Origin of the sequence: Rahnella sp. BCC 1045, assembly GCF_019049615.1 — a bacterium.
GTDB classification, from domain to species: domain Bacteria; phylum Pseudomonadota; class Gammaproteobacteria; order Enterobacterales; family Enterobacteriaceae; genus Rahnella; species Rahnella contaminans.
In genome coordinates this window covers 59,553-77,005 of sequence record NZ_JAFMOZ010000120.1, presented here as the reverse complement: position 1 = coordinate 77,005, position 17,453 = coordinate 59,553, and the positions used below count along the sequence as shown (strand labels likewise).

Below are 17,453 nucleotides of genomic sequence, written 5' to 3'. Positions count from 1 at the left end.
CTCCTGAAGCAATTATCCGGTTTTTGTTTGATCTGAAACGGGGTATTCATCTGTCGAAGCTTTCATCATAAACGTTAATCTTTTCGTCACTGCGAATACGTTATGGAACAGCTAAAAGCCGAGTTAAGTATTGTTTTGGGCGAGCGTTTATCCCGCCTTGAATGCGTCAGTGAACAACCTTATGCCCATCTTTTTTCTCTTTATGATGAGCAGGGCTATGCAATGCCGCTGATGGCGAAAAGTTTTGTCTGCGAAGGCATCGCGGGGCAGGAAGCCTACAAACTCTCGATGCTGGCCAGAGAAGGCGTAGTGCGCGTGCCGACGGTTTACGGCATGGTCACGACGCATCAAAAACCCTATCGGGAAATTTTGCTGATTGAACGTCTGCGCGGCGTCTCAGCAGAAGCACCCACCCGCACGCCGGAACGCTGGAAAATATTGCAGGAGCAAATCGTTGAGGCGATGCTGGCCTGGCACCGTATTGACAGCCACGGTTGCGTCGGTTCAGTCGACAGCACCCAGGAAAACCGCTGGGAAAACTGGTATCCGCAACGTGTTGAAGTGCTGTGGTCAACCTTATCAAATTTACAGGCGCCGGAACTCACGCCGGAAGATCGCACGGTGCTTTTCCGTTCCCGATCCAGCATTGCGACCTTGTTCAGGGAATTCGATGACACGCCGGTTCTGGTTCACGGCAATCTTTCCCTGCGCAGTATGCTGAAAGACCCGCGCAGCGATCAGCTTCTGGCGATGATTAATCCGGGTACCGTTTTATGGGCGCCGCGTGAATTTGATTTGTTCCGTCTTTGGGAAAAGGGCATGAGCGAGCAACTGCTGTTCAGCTATTTGCAAAAAGCGCCCGTCTCAGACACCTTCCTTGAGCGCCGTTGGTTCTATTTACTGTGGGAATCTGTCGCGCACCTTATCCATACCGGTAAGCTCGATCGCCGCCAGTTTGACTATGCGCGACAGCAACTGTTGCCGTGGCTTAACTGACGGGCTTTGTTTCGGATGACGGCAGCGTCATCCATTGCCAGATACTCCCCAGCGTTTCGTACCACGCCCGTTCACTGTGAGATAAGAAAAGTGCCTGCGGAAGGGCTCTTTCCCACGGGTTAAGCGGGGAATCAATTGCCAGCTGATTAGCCGGAGCCGGGATTGGGCTCAGTCCTGCCTGCCTGAAGAAAACCAGTGCGCGGGGCAGATGATTGGCGGAGGTTACCAGCACGAAAGGCTGATCACCGGCCAGAATTTTTACCTGCTGCGCTTCCTGATGCGTATCCCGTGGCTTATCCAGCAAAATGATATCGCTCTCCGGCACACCTAAACTCTCCGCCACTTTCCCTGCAACGGCCGCACTGCTCACCGGATTTGTCATGGCCTGCGCGCCGGTAAACACGATTTTCGATCCCGGATTTGCACGATAAATCCGGATCCCTTCTGCGACGCGGGGCAGGCTGTTGCTGATCAAGTTGGAGCTGGGTGCCCAGTCCGGGTTATAGGTGTAGCCGCCACCGAGAACGACAACGTATTTTACCGGCGGATGCGCCTGAGGCTGATACGTCGGATAGCCAGATTCCACCGGGCGAAGTAAATTGTCAGCCACCGGCTGGAGGCTCAGCAGTAGCAACAGCAGCCAACTCAGTGAAAAAAACACTTTTCCGGTTTTTTGCCAGCGGGTCATCCATAACAACACCAGCGCGATCGCCATCATCAGCAGGATAAAAGGCAGTGGCATTAACAGGCCGCCGACAGTTTTTTTTAGGATAAATAGCATCAGAAACCGGTCCTTTTGGGTGAAAAAACGACATCCGGGCGTGAATCAGCGTCAGGATGATTTATTCTATGCCAGCCTGTGCCAAAATAGCACCTCACGCGGCGATGCCGCACAGAGATAACCCGGCAAAACGTTTTCAGGAACAAGGTTCAATTCATGCAGGATCGTAATTTTGACGATATGGCCGAAAAGTTTTCGCGCAATATCTACGGCACAACGAAAGGACGTATCCGTCAGGCCGTGCTGGGTCAGGATCTGCAGGAGTTGATGAAGACTTTGCCGCAGCGGCCGTTGCGTATTCTTGATGCAGGCGGTGGCGAAGGGCAAATGGCCTGCGAACTGGCCGCTTTAGGACATCAGGTCTTGTTGTGCGATCTCTCCGGTGAGATGATCCGTCGCGCGCAGGCTGCGGCGATTGAAAAAGGTGTGAGCGACAACATGCAATTTGTACATTGTCCCGCTCAGCACATCGCAGAACATTTGGAAGCGCCGGTTGATCTGATATTGTTTCACGCGGTCATTGAATGGCTTGCGGAACCCCAACAGGCGCTGGCTGCACTGACCGATTGCCTGGTGCCGGGTGGCGCAATCTCGCTGATGTTTTACAATATCCACGGTCTGGTCATGCGGCACATGATCCTGGGAAATTTCGGTCATGTTGAAGCCGGCGTGCCAAAAATCAAAAAGAGCTCCCTGTTGCCCGATCATCCGCTGGAACCTGCGCAGGTCTATCAGTGGCTGGAAGAGCTTGGGATGCAGATAAGCGGCAAAACCGGTGTTAGAGTATTCCACGATTATTTGCGAAACAGACAACAACATAAGCAGGATTTTGACGAGCTTCTGGCGCTGGAACAGCGTTATTGCCGTCAGGAACCTTTTGTTAGTTTGGGACGTTACATCCATGTGATGGCGCATAAACCCATTCTGAAGGACGAATTATGAGTGAATTTTCCCAGACTGTACCCGAACTGGTCGCCTGGGCACGGAAAAATGATTTCTCAATTTCGCTGCCAACGGAGCGGCTGGCTTTTCTTCTGGCAATTGCCACGTTAAACAGCGAGCGCCTTGATGGGGAAATGAGTGAAGGTGAGCTGGTCGACGCGTTTCGTCACGTCAGTAAAGGTTTCGAGCAGACAAACGAAACGGTCACCGTTCGTGCCAATAACGCCATCAATGATATGGTGCGTCAGCGCCTGCTCAACCGGTTTGTCAGCGAACTGGCGGATGGCAATGCCATTTATCGCCTGACGCCGCTGGCCATCGGTATTTCAGATTATTATATCCGTCAGCGTGAATTTTCTACCCTGCGGTTGTCTATGCAATTGTCGATTGTTGCACAGGAACTTAAGCGTGCGGCCGATGCCGCCGAAGAGGGTGGCGATGATTTCCACTGGCACCGCAACGTTTATGCGCCGCTGAAATATTCCGTCGCTGAAATTTTTGACAGTATCGACATGACCCAGCGGATCATGGATGAGCAGCAACAGGGCGTGAAAGATGATATCGCCGGGCTGCTCAACAAAGACTGGCGTGCGGCCATTTCCAGCTGTGAAATCCTTTTGTCAGAAACCTCCGGCACGCTGCGTGAATTGCAGGATACGCTGGAAGCTGCGGGCGACCTGTTGCAGGCGCACCTGTTGCGTATTCAGGATGCCACGATGGTGGAAATGGACCTGAGCTTCGTCGACAAACTGGTTTTCGATTTACAGAATAAACTCGACCGCATCACCAGCTGGGGCCAGCAGGCGATTGACCTGTGGATTGGCTACGACCGCCACGTGCATAAATTTATCCGTACGGCTATCGACATGGATAAAAACCGCGTATTTGCGCAGCGTCTGCGACAGTCGGTTCAAAACTATTTTGACCAGCCCTGGACGCTGACATTCGCCAATGCGGATCGCTTGCTGGATATGCGTGATGAAGAACTGGCATTGCGCAGTGAGGAAGTCACCGGTGAGTTACCGCCGGATCTGGAATTTGAAGAATTTAACGAAATCCGCGAACAGCTTGCGGCATTGATTGAACAGGCATTACAGGTCTATCAACAACAGAAAACGCCGCTCAATCTGGGCATGGTAATGCGCGAATATCTCAAACAGTATCCGCGGGCCCGACACTTTGATGTCGCGCGAATTGTGGTCGACCAGGCAGTTCGCCTTGGTGTGGCTGAAGCAGATTTTTCAGGGTTGCATGCCGAATGGCAGGCAATCAATGATTACGGAGCCAAGGTGCAGGCCCATGTCATCGACAAATATTGAACACATAATGCCAGCTAAGCTGGCGCAGGCGCTGGCAAATTCAGTGTTTCCTGCTCTCGATAGCCAGCTCCGTTCTGGCCGCCATATTGGCATTGATGAACTCGATAACCACGCTTTCCTGATGGATTATCAGGAAGAAATGGAGTTGTTTTACAGCCGCTACAGCGTAGAGCTGATCCGGGCACCGGAAGGTTTCTTCTATTTGCGCCCGCGCTCGACGACGCTGATCCCCCGTTCGGTGCTTTCCGAGCTGGATATGATGGTGGGGAAAATTCTCTGCTATCTGTATCTCAGCCCGGAACGCCTTGCGCACGAAGGGATTTTTACCCAGCAGGAACTGTATGACGAGCTGCTGAGTCTGGCCGATGAAAACAAGCTGCTGAAATATGTCAATCAGCGCTCGAACGGTTCGGATTTAGATCGCCAGAAATTACAGGATAAAGTCCGTACGTCTTTGAACCGTCTGCGCCGTCTGGGCATGGTGTATTTCATGGGTGTCGACAGCAGCAAATTCCGTATCACCGAAGCGGTATTCCGTTTTGGTGCGGATGTTCGCAGCGGCGATGATGCCCGTGAAGCACAGTTACGGATGATCCGCGACGGCGAAGCGATGCCCGTCGACAGTGCGTTGTCACTGAACGATGAAAGTGAAGACGGCGAGTTGCAGGCAGGGCATCAGGGACCTGATAGCGCAGAGGATGAACAGGAATGATTGAACGCGGTAAATTTCGCTCACTGACGCTGGTTAACTGGAACGGGTTCTTTGCCCGGACTTTTGACCTCGATTCACTGGTCACCACACTTTCCGGCGGTAACGGTGCGGGTAAATCCACCACCATGGCTGCGTTTGTTACGGCGCTGATCCCTGACCTGACACTGCTGCACTTCCGTAATACCACCGAAGCTGGTGCAACCTCCGGTTCCCGCGATAAAGGGCTGCACGGTAAATTGCGTGCGGGCGTGTGTTACTCGGTGCTGGATGTGGTGAACTCACGCCACCAGCGCATTGTGGTTGGCGTACGTTTGCAACAGGTTGCAGGCCGTGACCGCAAAGTTGACATCAAACCGTTCACCATCCAGGGCTTGCCGGTTGCGGTTAATCCGACGGAAATGCTGACGGAAACGGTGGGTGAGCGTCAAGCTCGCGTGCTGTCTTTGCAGGAGCTGAAAGATCGCGTCGAAGCCATGGAAGGTGTCCAGTTTAAGCAGTTCAACTCGATCACTGATTACCATGCGCTGATGTTCGATCTGGGTGTCATACCGCGTCGTTTACGTTCGGCATCTGACCGCAGCAAGTTCTATCGTCTGATTGAAGCCTCGCTGTACGGCGGGATTTCCAGCGCCATCACACGTTCCCTGCGTGACTACCTGTTGCCGGAAAACAGCGGTGTGCGTAAGGCATTCCAGGATATGGAAGCCGCGCTGCGTGAAAACCGCATGACGCTGGAAGCTATTCGCGTAACGCAATCCGACCGTGACCTGTTCAAACATCTGATTTCTGAAGCGACATCTTACGTGGCGGCCGACTATATGCGCCACGCCAATGAACGTCGTATTCACCTCGATGGCGCGCTGGTATTGCGTAACGATTTGTTTACCAGCCGGAAACAGCTGTCCGGCGAGCAATACCGTCATGTCGAAATGGCGCGTGAACTGGCCGAGCAGAGCGGTTCACAAAGTGATCTGGAAACCGATTATCAGGCAGCCAGCGATCATCTCAGTCTGGTGCAGACTGCGATGCGTCAGCAGGAAAAAATCGAGCGTTATGAAGGTGATCTTGAAGAGCTGACGTATCGTCTGGAAGAACAGAATGAAGTCGTGGCGGAAGCCAGCGAACTGCATGCTGAACATGAAGCGCGAGCTGAGGCCGCCGAGCTTGAAGTCGATGAGCTGAAAAGCCAGCTTGCCGATTACCAGCAGGCGCTGGACGTTCAGCAAACCCGTGCGATTCAATACCAGCAAGCGTTGCAGGCCATTGAACGTGCGCGCGACCTGTGCCAGATCCCGGATCTGAGCACACAGAACAGCGAAGAATGGCTGGAAACATTCCAGAGCAAAGAACAGGAAGCCACAGAAATCCTGCTCCAGCTGGAACAAAAAATGAGCGTGGCATCAGCGGCGCACAATCAGTTTGAAACTGCGTATCAGCTTGTGGTGAAAATCGCCGGTGAAGTCAGCCGCAGTCAGGCCTGGCAAACCGCGCGTGAATTATTACGCGACTGGTCTTCTCAGCAGCATCAGGCAGAGCGCGTCGAACCGCTGCGCATGCGTTTGTCCGAGCTTGAAGGCCGTCTTCGTGAGCAGCAGGACGCTGAGCGTCAGTTGCAGGAATTCTGCAAACGCACCGGGCAGGATGTGCAGCCGGAAGATCTGGACGAAATGCAGCGCGAGCTGGAAGTCCAGATTGAAGAGTTGCAGGGCGTGGTTTCACAGGCCGGTGAACGCCGCATGGAAATGCGTCAGGAACTCGAACAGGTTCAGTCGCGTATCCGTGAACTGACTGCCCGTGCGCCGGTCTGGCTGGCCGCTCAGGAAGCACTGAGCCAGCTGAGTGAGCAAAGTAAGGAGCCGCTGGAAAACAGCCAGCAGGTGACTGAATACATGCAGCAGTTGCTGGAAACCGAACGCGAAACGACGGTTGAACGCGATGAAGTCGCTGCACGTAAGCGCCGCATCGAAGGCCAGATTACCCGTCTGAGCCAGCCAAGCGGTGCGGAAGATTCCCGCATGATTGCGCTGGCCGAACGTTTCGGTGGCGTACTGCTCTCCGAGATTTATGACGACGTCACCATCGACGACGCCCCGTATTTCTCCGCGTTGTATGGCCCGTCACGTCACGCGATTGTCGTGCCTGATCTGTCGTTGATCCGCGATCAGCTCGACGGGCTGGATGATTGTCCGGAAGACCTCTATCTGATCGAAGGGGATCCGCAGTCATTTGACGATAACGTCTTTGAAGTGGAAGAAATGCAGGGTGCGGTGCTGGTCAAAACCGGCGACCGTCAGTGGCGTTATTCCCACTTCCCGCAGGTGCCGCTGTTTGGCCGTGCCGCGCGTGAAAATCGTCTGGAAACCCTGCATAAAGAACGCGAAAATTTGTCCGAGCGTTACGCGACACTGTCGTTTGACGTCCAGAAAATCCAGCGTGCGCATCAGGCGTTCAGCCGTTTCATCGGCAGCCATTTGGCCGTTGCTTTTGATGCCGATCCTGAAGCAGAAATCCGCACGCTAAGCGGACGTCGTGGTGAGCTCGAGCGCGCTCTGAATGCGCACGAAAGCCAGAATCAGCAGCAACGTCAGCAATACGAACAGGCTAAAGAAGCTGTCGCGATGCTGAACAAATTGCAGCCGCGTGTTGGTTTATTATGCGACGAAACGCTGATCGACCGTGTGGAAGAAATCCGTGAAGAAATGGATGAAGCGCAGGATTCTGCCCGTTTCATCCAGCAGCATGGAATTTCTCTTGGCAAACTCGAACCGCTGGTCTCGGTGTTACAAAGTGACCCGGAACAGCACGAGCAGCTGAAAGAAGATTATGCGCAGGCTCAGCATTCACAGCGTCTGGCGAAACAGCAGGCGTTTGCCCTGACCGAAGTCGTTCAGCGTCGCGCTCACTTCGGCTATACCGATTCTGCCGGTATGCTCAATGAAAACAGTGACCTGAATGACAAACTGCGCCAACGCCTGGAGCATGCGGAAGCGGAACGTACCCGCGCCCGTGAGCAGATGCGTCAGCATCAGACCCAGCTGACGCAATACAGCCAGGTTCTGGCATCCCTGAAAAGTTCGTTTGATGCCAAACGCGACATGCTCAAAGAACTGAGCCAGGAATTGCAGGATATTGGCGTTCAGGCCGATCCGAACGCCGAAGCGCGCGCCAAAACGCGCCGCGATGAATTGCATACCGCTCTCAGTACGAACCGTGCACGCTGCAACCAGCTCGAAAAACAGATTACTTTCTGTGAAGCCGAGATGGACAATTTGCAGAAGAAATTGCGCAAGCTGGAGCGCGATTACCATCAGAGCCGTGAGCAGGTGGTGACGTCGAAAGCCGGCTGGTGCGCCGTGATGCGTCTGGTGAAAGATAATGGCGTTGAGCGCCGTCTTCACCGCCGCGAGCTGGCCTATATGGACGGCGACGAACTACGTTCTATGTCGGATAAATCCCTCGGGGCGCTGCGGCTGGCAGTGTCTGACAACGAACATCTGCGCGATGTGCTGCGTCTTTCCGAGGATCCAAAACGTCCGGAGCGCAAAATTCAGTTCTACATTGCGGTCTATCAGCATCTGCGCGAGCGTATCCGTCAGGATATTATCCGCACCGACGATCCGGTGGAAGCCATCGAACAGATGGAAATCGAGCTGGGACGCCTGACGGAAGAACTGACGGCGCGTGAACAACAGCTGGCCATCAGCTCGAAGAGTGTGGCGAATATTATTCGCAAAACGATTCAGCGTGAACAAAACCGTATCCGCCAGCTCAACCAGGGTCTGCAGGCCGTGGCCTTTGGTCAGGTCAAAAGTGTGCGTCTGAACGTCAATGTACGTGAAGCCCACGCCGGTTTGCTGGATGTGCTTTCTGAACAACAGGAACAGCATCAGGACTTGTTCAGCAGCAACCGTCTGACTTTCTCCGAAGCGCTGGCAAAACTGTATCAGCGCCTGAATCCACAGATCGATATGGGGCAACGCACGCCGCAAACGATCGGTGAAGAACTGCTGGATTACCGTAACTACCTCGAAATGGAGGTGGAAGTTAACCGTGGTTCTGATGGCTGGCTGCGTGCAGAGAGTGGCGCGTTGTCTACCGGTGAAGCGATCGGTACGGGTATGTCGATTCTGGTGATGGTGGTTCAGAGCTGGGAAGATGAATCGAGCCGCATGCGTGGTAAAGATATTTCGCCTTGTCGCCTTCTGTTCCTCGACGAAGCGGCCCGTCTGGATGCCAAATCTATCGCGACTCTGTTTGAGCTTTGCGACAGGTTGGAAATGCAGCTTATTATCGCGGCACCGGAAAATATCAGCCCGGAAAAAGGTACGACTTACAAACTGGTGCGTAAAGTGTTCGGCAATAACGAACACGTGCATGTAGTTGGTTTACGTGGATTTGCTCCGGAGCTTCCTGCACTGGCAACGACAGAGGCCGACGTTTCCTGATCCGTTTCTGAAATCCTGACGCCCTGGTATTTTACCGGGGCGTTTTTTATTGTTTGCGGCTCCTTATTTTCTTCATACTGTTTTCCTTAAATATTGATTTACCCTCAGAATATTACTTATTCATTTCTCTGATACTTTCTTAAGAATATGTCTTGTCCATAAATAACTATTAAGACATTTTCAAATACCTGGCTGAATAGTGAGCTAATGCTTTGCCGCAGAATGGAAAGTGCACAATGAAGTCTTTATTTCGGCTGACGGCTGGCTTAGAGTCTTTACGTGAGATACGGACTCTATTGCATTGAGTTCCTACGCAAAAAAAGAATTCTCTTTATATACTTAATCTAAGAGCTGCTGGCTTAATTTTGGGGATCAAATTGGGCAATTTATCGGGAGGCAAGGGAAAATGTTAATGAATCAAAGGTCTCTCAGGTTTTTAGTCGCCAGCTGTCTGCTGGCAAGCGGTCTGTCGCCATGGTTTTCTACCTGGGCCGCAGTACCCACTATGCCGGTAGGAAAAACTACGCTATCCAGCGTTCAGAGCATGAGTCAGTTGCAGGCAGAACTGGCGCCGCGTGGCATTCGTCCGTTGTATTTATCGTCTTTGTCCTCACTTTACGCTGCCAATCATATGCAGCCGATGTGGAATGACAGAGGATCCATCCAGATTTTCCAGCAGCAATTAGCTGAGCTGGCGATTTCAGGCATTCAGCCGCAGTTTACCCAATGGGTTAAATGGCTGACGGATCCTGAGGTTAAGGGAATGGCACGCGATGTTGTGTTGTCCGATGCAATGCTGGGGTATTTGCAATTTACCAGCAGCGTCGAAGCCAATGGCGACAAATGGCTTTACAGCAACGTGCCATATAAAATGACTACGCCGCCGCTCACGGTGATTAACCAGTGGCAACTGGCTGTACGTCAAAGTGACACGGCGCGGTATCTGTCAACGCTGACGCCACAGCATCCTTATTACGCTAAAATGCACGATGCCCTGAAGCTGATGCTAACAGACAATCGTCCGTGGCCGGTGATGACTGGCGCTGCGAGTTTACGTCCCGACCAAATCAGCGATGACGTGCCTGCTCTGCGTGAAATACTGACCCGGACGGGGATGATGGTGGCGTTACCGGAAGAGGCTAAATCGCCGAAACCGACCGATGAAACTATTGCGCCTAATGTACCGGGAAGTGCGTCGAATGACGATTTGTCTGTCGATGAGACCGCCGATAAATCTCAGCCAGCGACACCGGCGGTCAGTCCTTCTGCGACTTCGGTTCAGGATGTGTTGCCGACGGTTCAGGCCGGTGATACACCGGCTCCGGCCGCGCCGGTTGCTGTGTCGAATAATCAGTACACACCGGATCTGGTCGAAGCCGTTAAGCGCTTCCAGAAATGGCAGGGGTTAGAAGCTGACGGTATTATTGGCGGACGCACGCGCCAATGGCTGAATGCATCTCCGCAATTGCGGGCCACATTGCTGGCTCTAAACATTCAACGTTTACGTATACTTCCGGGCAATGTGAATACGGGCATTATGGTGAATATTCCCAACTACCAGCTCACATATTATCTCAACGGCAGCGAAGTTTTATCCTCGCGGGTCATTGTCGGGCGTCCGAGCCGCAAAACGCCTTTAATGAGCAGCGCGCTGAATAATGTCGTGGTCAACCCGCCATGGAACGTGCCGACGACCTTAGTGCGTGAAGACATTGTGCCTAAGGCCATGAACAACCCATCGTACTTCCAGCAGCACGGTTATCAGGTGTTGTCCGGCTGGAGCAATGATGCGGAAGTGATTGATCCGTCGATGATTGACTGGGCGATGGTTTCGCCAAGTCATTTCCCGTATCGCATCCGTCAGGCACCAGGCGCGAGCAATTCCCTTGGCCGGTATAAATTCAATATGCCGAGTTCAGATGCTATTTATCTGCATGATACGCCTAACCACAACCTGTTCAGCAAAGACATTCGTGCGCTGAGTTCAGGGTGCGTGCGTGTAAACAAAGCGTCGGAACTGGCCAATATGTTGTTGCAAGATGCGGGCTGGAACGATACCCGAATTTCTTCGGCGCTTCAGGGCGGTAATACGACGTATGTAGCGATCCGTCATCACATACCGGTAAAACTGTTCTATCTGACGGCCTGGGTGGCTGACGACGGTAAGCCGCAATTCCGTACAGATATTTACAATTACGATGCGACTGTGAGATCAGGTGCACAAATTTTGCCTCAGGCGGAAATATTGCTCCAATAAATGCAGTAAAACTAATCTGATAAGGGTCTGAATACTTGGCCTGACAACGAGCGTGAGCCACTGGCACGCTCGTTTTGCTTTGCAGGGTCCCTTGACTCGCAGAAATTTGGCGGTTAAGGTTCAAAACGGTTCCGAATGGGGCTTATTTTTGACTCTCTTACCGGATAGTAAACTGTTCATGAATGAAATCGACAAACATCGCCGTAAATGGCTGGCATTAGGCAGTGCCGCTATGGGGATTGCATTGCTTCCGGGTCGTGCATTCGCCACTCTTTCCACACCTCGTCCGCGTATTTTAGTGGTTAACAATCTGAATACCGGCGAAACCCTCAAAACTGAGTTTTTCGATGGAAAGCGTTATAACAAGGATGAGTTGGCCCGGTTGAATCATCTGTTCAGGGACTATCGTGCGGAAAAAATAAAAAGCATCGATCCCGCGCTTTTCGATCACCTCTATCGTTTGCAGGTTATGCTCGGCGGAACGAATAAACCGGTTCAGTTAATTTCCGGCTACCGTTCTCTGGCGACCAATAACAGTATGCGTGAACCGGGAAGCGGCGTAGCAAAACACAGTTACCACACGCTCGGGCAGGCCATGGATTTCCATATTCAGGGCATCGAACTGAGCAATATCCGCAAAGCAGCATTAAAAATGCGGATGGGTGGTGTAGGATATTATCCACGAAGTAACTTTGTGCACATTGATACCGGACCAGCACGAACCTGGTAGTGTGCGTAATTAATGGCCTGCCCAAACGGACAGGCCATTTTGTGGAGCCCTATGAAATTCCATCTTATTACTGTCACGGCGTTCAGCCAGAATTGCTCACTGATTTGGTGTACAAAAACGAATCAGGCCGCGCTTGTCGATCCGGGCGGAGAAGCAGCAAAAATTATCCGCGAAGTATCCGATAAAGGTGTGCTGGTTACGAAAATTTTGCTGACACACGGCCATCTTGACCACGTCGGTGCCGCAGCTGAACTGGCTGCCCATTATCAGGTGCCGATCATCGGGCCACAAAAGGAAGATCAGTTCCTGCTCGATGCGTTGCCAACGCAAAGCCAGATGTTCGGCCTTGATCATTGTGACCCGCTGACGCCAGATACCTGGCTGGAAGAAGGGGATACCGTGAGCGTGGGCGAGGAAATACTCTCTGTGCTCCATTGCCCGGGACATACGCCGGGACACATTGTTTTTATCAATGATAAAACGCGCCTGGCAGTTTCAGGTGATGTGATTTTTAAAGGCGGAGTAGGGCGCAGTGACTTCCCGCGTGGAGATCATCAGGCGCTGATTCACTCAATTAAAACAAAATTATTGCCGTTGGGTGATGATATTGTCTTTATTCCGGGTCATGGACCAATGTCCGATTTTGGCTATGAACGTAAAACCAACCCCTTCCTGCAGGATGAAATGCCGGTCTGGTAAACGTTTTTGGCCAACAGAATACCAATACAAAAGCCCGTCAGTTTCCAGACGGGCTTTTTAATGGAATTCAGAACGCCGAATCCTTACAGCACGGCGACAATGGCTTCACACAACGGTGCCATGTTTTCGAGCGTAATACCGGCTACGTTGATACGGCCAGAGTTCACTGCGTAAACGCCGAATTCATCACGCAGACGCAGCACCTGATCTTTGGTCAGGCCGCTGAATGAGAACATCCCGTTCTGATTGATAATGAAGCTGAAATCCTGCTGCGCGCCTTTTTCCTGCAACGTGCTGACAAACAGCTGACGCATGCGGTGAATACGCTGACGCATATCGCTCAGTTCCTGCTCCCACAGCGTGCGGAGTGCCTCGTTACCCAGAATAGTGGCAACAACAGCGGCGCCGTGAGCGGGTGGGTTAGAGTAGTTTGCACGGATCACGGATTTCACCTGGCTGAATGCGCGGTCTGCGGTTTCAGCATCAGCCGCCACCAGCGTACAGGCACCCACGCGTTCATTGTATAGCCCGAAGTTTTTCGAGTAAGAGCTCGCAACCAGCAATTCTTTATGATTAGCCACAAACAGGCGCAGCCCGGCAGCGTCTTCTTCCAGACCTTTGGCAAAGCCCTGATAAGCGAAATCAAACAGCGGCAACCAGCCATTGGCGACAGACAATTCTGCCAGTTGGGCCCACTGTTCAGCCGTCGGATCAATGCCCGTCGGGTTGTGGCAGCAACCATGGAATAACACCACGTCGCCAGCTTGTGCGTTGCTCAGGCTTTTCAGCATGCCGTCAAAGTCGAGGCTGTGATTCGCGGCGTCGTAATAATTGTATTCTGCTACTTCCAGACCTGAAGCAGAGAAAACGCCTTTATGGTTTGGCCAGCTTGGATTGCTGACCCACACGCGTCTGGCGCTGGTCTGGGTGGCGATAAAATCGGCTGCAATACGTAATGCGCCGGTTCCGCCCGGAGTTTGTGCGGTACGGGCACGTTTGTCGGCAATCACAGCGTTGTTTTTGCCAAACAGCAATTCCTGCGTACAGCGTGCAAAATCAGGTAACCCGTCAATGCTCAGATAGGTTTTTGTCGTTTCATTTTCCAACAGGAATTGTTCAGCTTTCTTCACACTGGCCAGAACCGGTGTTTTACCGGTTTCATCTTTATAAACACCAATCCCCAGATTGATTTTATTTGAGCGGTCGTCCGCGCGGAAAAGATCGGAAAGACCCAGAATCGGGTCGGCAGGTGCTGCAGTGATTTTTTCAAACATGTTGGAAACTTCCATAGCCTGATATTGCGAAAGAGGGCATCAGGGTAACGCCGGAGACCTTATTTGCCAACCGTTTGCGGCAAAAAGAAAGCAGAGTTGTGAGAACGCGTATGAGATTAAAATAATTTATGAGATAGGGTGGCAAAGCTCATTTCAGGCAAATGCTAAAAAAGCAAAAGGCAGAGCCGAAGCCCTGCCTTGATATCCACTTTGATGCGCCCGTAAGCGCATCGTTAAGCGATATTAGAACTGATATTGCAGACCAACACCAACGATGTCGTCTGTGCTGCGACCGGCTGCTTTGGTGTAGCTGTTGTCATCCAGCAGGTTGATTTTGTAGTCAACGTAGGTAGACATGTTTTTGTTGAAGTAGTAGTAAGTACCAACTTCTACGTATTTAACCAGGTCAGCATCGCCGCCAGCGTAGGTAGAACCGTTGTTGGTGAAACCATTCAGGTTCTTACCTTTAGACTGCAGGTATGCGATAGACGGGCGCAGACCGAAATCGAACTGGTATTGAGCTACAACTTCGAAGTTCTGAGTTTTGTTAGCAATCGCGTCTGGGTTACCGTAATCGGTGGTGTTGCGTGATTCACCGTAGAAGGTTGCCAGGTACAGGTTGTTAGCATCGTATTTAGCGCCGAATGCGTATGCGTCAGCTTTGTCACCAGTACCGTCTTCTTTCTGCAGAGTAGTACGGTTAGAAGAGAAGTAAGCACCAGTGATGCTAACACCAGAGTTGCCGATTGCGTAAGCTGCAGAAGTACCCCAGCCGTCGCCATTGGAATCAACTGCACCACGGCTGTCACGACCTTCGTCGTTTTTACCCTGGTACTGTACAGCGAAGCTCAGGCCATCAACCAGACCGAAGAAGTTGCTGTTACGGTAAGTAGCCAGACCATTTGCACGACCAACCATGAAGTTGTCGTTGTTCTGGTACATGGTGTCATCGCCATAGATTGGCAATTGGTCGGTGTAGGACATTACGTCGTAGATCACGCCGTAGTTACGACCGTAGTCGAATGAACCAGCATCACCGAATTTCAGACCTGCGAAGCCCAGACGAGTTTTGTTGCCTTCGTCACCAGCGCTTTCTGCGTGGTTAGCCTGAACGTTGTATTCCCACTGGCCGTAACCGGTCAGTTGGTCAGTAATTTGAGTTTCGCCTTTAAAGCCGAAACGAACATAAGTCTGGTCGCCGTCATCGCCAGCGTTGTCAGAGAAGGTGTGACGTGCATCAACTTTACCGTACAGGTCCAGTTTGTTGCCGTCTTTGTTATAGATCTCTGCTGCATTAGCTGCACCAGCAACTAACAGAGCCGGGATTACCACTGCAAGAATGTTGCGCTTCATCATTATTATTACCCTCATTGGTTTTATTCGGACACCTGCCACTGCCGTGAATAATTCTTTACGGAACTATTCATGAAAGTTTGGTGTCTCCTGTGTCTGAACGCACTATTCCATCCGAGGTTCGCTTAATCCATAGCGAAAATGCTACTAAATTACTAAATATGTTTCAGTTAGAAAAAATGTATTTCAAAATGTGTATTTTACGGAACTTTGTGACACGGATCTATCTTTAAAAATGACAAAGGCCAGCTAAGCTGACCTCTGAATTGTGGCAATTTTGTAAAATTAAAATACGTTACTTAATTAGAAGGTTGCATTACGTGGTGTGCGAGGGAACGGGATCACATCACGCACGTTTTGGACGCCGGTCACATAAGCAACTAAACGCTCAAAACCTAACCCGAAGCCAGAGTGTGGCACGGTGCCGTAACGACGAAGATCGCGATACCACCAATAATCTTCCTGTTTCAGACCCATCTCAGCCATACGGGCGTCCAGAACATCCAGACGTTCCTCACGCTGTGAACCCCCGATAATCTCACCAATGCCCGGTGCCAGAACATCCATCGCGGCAACTGTCTTGCCGTCGTCGTTCAGGCGCATATAGAAAGATTTGATATCTTTAGGATAATTTTTCACAACGACCGGCGCTTTAAAATGCTGCTCAGCAAGATAGCGTTCGTGTTCGGATGAAAGATCCACACCCCATGAAACCGGGTTTTCGAATTTCTGACCGCAATTCATTAGGATTTCTACTGCATCGGTGTAATCCACCTGCGCGAAATCGGAGGTTACAAAACGCTCCAGGCGTGCAACAGCATCTTTGTCTACGCGTTCTGCGAAAAAGGCCATATCGTCTGAACGTTCGTTCAGAACGGCCTGGAAAACATACTTCAGCATGTTTTCAGCCAGTGACGCGATATCGTTCAGCGTTGCAAAAGCAATTTCAGGTTCAACCATCCAGAACTCAGCCAGGTGGCGGCTGGTGTTGGAGTTTTCTGCACGGAATGTCGGGCCGAAGGTGTAAACCTTGGACAGCGCGCAGGCATAGGCTTCACCGTTCAGCTGGCCGGACACGGTCAGGAAAGATTCTTTACCGAAGAAGTCTTCGCTGAAATCTACTTCGCCTTTGTCGGTACGCGGCAGGTTTTGCAGATCCAGCGTGGAAACGCGGAACATCTCGCCTGCGCCTTCAGTATCAGAAGCAGTGATCAGCGGGGTGGATACCCAGAAGTAGCCGTTTTCGTGATAGAAACGGTGAATCGCCTGAGACAGGGTGTTACGCACGCGTGCAACCGCACCAATCAGGTTTGTGCGCGGACGCAGGTGAGCTACTTCGCGTAAATATTCGATGCTGTGGCGTTTTGCCGCCATCGGATAAGTATCAGGATCATCCACCCAACCCACGACCTTAACGGCAGTTGCCTGCAGCTCGAAACTCTGGCCTTCGCCAGGTGAAGCCACAACGGTACCCGTCACTTCTACTGAGCAACCGGTCGTCAGGCGCAGAACGTCTTCCTGATAATTGGGCAGAGAATTATTGACGACGGCCTGTAATGGATTAAAGCAGGAGCCGTCATAAACGGCGACGAATGAGATACCAGCTTTAGAATCTCTCCGGGTACGTACCCAACCGCGTACGGTGACTTCACTGTCAACCGCAGCACGGCCTTGCAGTACGTCGACTACAGGCACAACGCTCATAGATTTCTCTCTTTCTTTATATATGTTGACTAAGAAATATTGGACACCCTGTAAAAAGGGATTTTGCTATGTTACTTAGCCTTTCTCAGGACACAAGCAGAAATCGTCATCGTCAGCCAAGAATTCACAGGCAGAAGGATGGATTGGCTGAAATTATTAACCGAACGAATGAAAGCCGAACGAATTAAATCGTAGCTATATAAAGGAAGAGAATGCGAGGCATTATTACAGGGAAAAATAC

12 protein-coding genes are annotated in these 17,453 nt (G+C 51.6%); 8 read left to right on the top strand and 4 right to left on the bottom strand.

Features of this window, described 5'->3' with window-relative positions; translation table 11 throughout:
* Positions 1 to 102 precede the first annotated feature (102 nt).
* A complete protein-coding gene (locus J1782_RS09980) occupies positions 103 to 996 on the top strand; it encodes a YcbJ family phosphotransferase (RefSeq protein WP_152324158.1) in 894 nt (297 codons plus the stop codon).
* Here J1782_RS09980 and elyC read toward each other — a convergent pair.
* Positions 989 to 1,777 (bottom strand): envelope biogenesis factor ElyC, encoded by a 789-nt coding sequence (gene elyC, locus J1782_RS09975; RefSeq protein WP_152324157.1) that lies wholly within the window; start codon positions 1,775 to 1,777, stop codon positions 989 to 991. The two genes, J1782_RS09980 and elyC, sit on opposite strands and share 8 nt — an antisense overlap.
* Positions 1,778 to 1,933: 156 nt before the next feature.
* Here elyC and cmoM point away from each other — a divergent pair, with 156 nt between their 5' ends.
* The 7 genes from cmoM (at position 1,934) to J1782_RS09940 (ending at position 12,881) form a co-directional block, all read left to right on the top strand.
* Positions 1,934 to 2,719, top strand: a complete 786-nt coding sequence (gene cmoM, locus J1782_RS09970) for a tRNA uridine 5-oxyacetic acid(34) methyltransferase CmoM (protein ID WP_152324156.1) — start codon at positions 1,934 to 1,936, stop codon at positions 2,717 to 2,719.
* On the top strand, positions 2,716 to 4,038 hold the full coding sequence (gene mukF, locus J1782_RS09965) for a chromosome partition protein MukF (RefSeq protein WP_152324155.1): 1,323 nt from the start codon (positions 2,716 to 2,718) through the stop codon (positions 4,036 to 4,038). Before cmoM ends, mukF begins: the two co-directional genes overlap by 4 nt.
* Positions 4,019 to 4,750 carry a chromosome partition protein MukE gene (mukE, locus tag J1782_RS09960; protein WP_217153068.1) on the top strand — a complete coding sequence of 244 codons (732 nt, stop codon included), beginning with the start codon at positions 4,019 to 4,021 and terminating at the stop codon, positions 4,748 to 4,750. The genes mukF and mukE overlap by 20 nt, the downstream gene beginning before the upstream one ends.
* Positions 4,747 to 9,195: a chromosome partition protein MukB gene (gene mukB, locus J1782_RS09955; RefSeq protein WP_217153067.1), complete on the top strand. Its 4,449-nt coding sequence runs from the start codon at positions 4,747 to 4,749 to the stop codon at positions 9,193 to 9,195. The genes mukE and mukB overlap by 4 nt, the downstream gene beginning before the upstream one ends.
* Positions 9,196 to 9,601: 406 nt before the next feature.
* A complete protein-coding gene (ldtD, locus tag J1782_RS09950) occupies positions 9,602 to 11,452 on the top strand; it encodes a L,D-transpeptidase (RefSeq protein WP_165058086.1) in 1,851 nt (616 codons plus the stop codon).
* A gap of 178 nt (positions 11,453 to 11,630) precedes the next feature.
* Positions 11,631 to 12,182, top strand: a complete 552-nt coding sequence (locus tag J1782_RS09945; protein ID WP_152324151.1) for a YcbK family protein — start codon at positions 11,631 to 11,633, stop codon at positions 12,180 to 12,182.
* Between the two features lie 51 nt (positions 12,183 to 12,233).
* Positions 12,234 to 12,881 (top strand): MBL fold metallo-hydrolase, encoded by a 648-nt coding sequence (locus J1782_RS09940; protein ID WP_217153066.1) that lies wholly within the window; start codon positions 12,234 to 12,236, stop codon positions 12,879 to 12,881.
* Positions 12,882 to 12,964: 83 nt separating this feature from the next.
* Here J1782_RS09940 and J1782_RS09935 read toward each other — a convergent pair whose 3' ends face one another.
* From J1782_RS09935 to asnS, 3 genes are all read right to left on the bottom strand, one after another.
* Positions 12,965 to 14,155 (bottom strand): amino acid aminotransferase, encoded by a 1,191-nt coding sequence (locus tag J1782_RS09935; RefSeq protein WP_152324149.1) that lies wholly within the window; start codon positions 14,153 to 14,155, stop codon positions 12,965 to 12,967.
* 243 nt (positions 14,156 to 14,398) lie between these two features.
* Positions 14,399 to 15,511, bottom strand: coding sequence for a porin OmpC (ompC, locus tag J1782_RS09930; RefSeq protein ID WP_275858770.1), 1,113 nt, complete (start codon positions 15,509 to 15,511; stop codon positions 14,399 to 14,401).
* A gap of 300 nt (positions 15,512 to 15,811) precedes the next feature.
* On the bottom strand, positions 15,812 to 17,212 hold the full coding sequence (asnS, locus tag J1782_RS09925; protein ID WP_152324148.1) for an asparagine--tRNA ligase: 1,401 nt from the start codon (positions 17,210 to 17,212) through the stop codon (positions 15,812 to 15,814).
* Positions 17,213 to 17,453 lie beyond the last annotated feature (241 nt).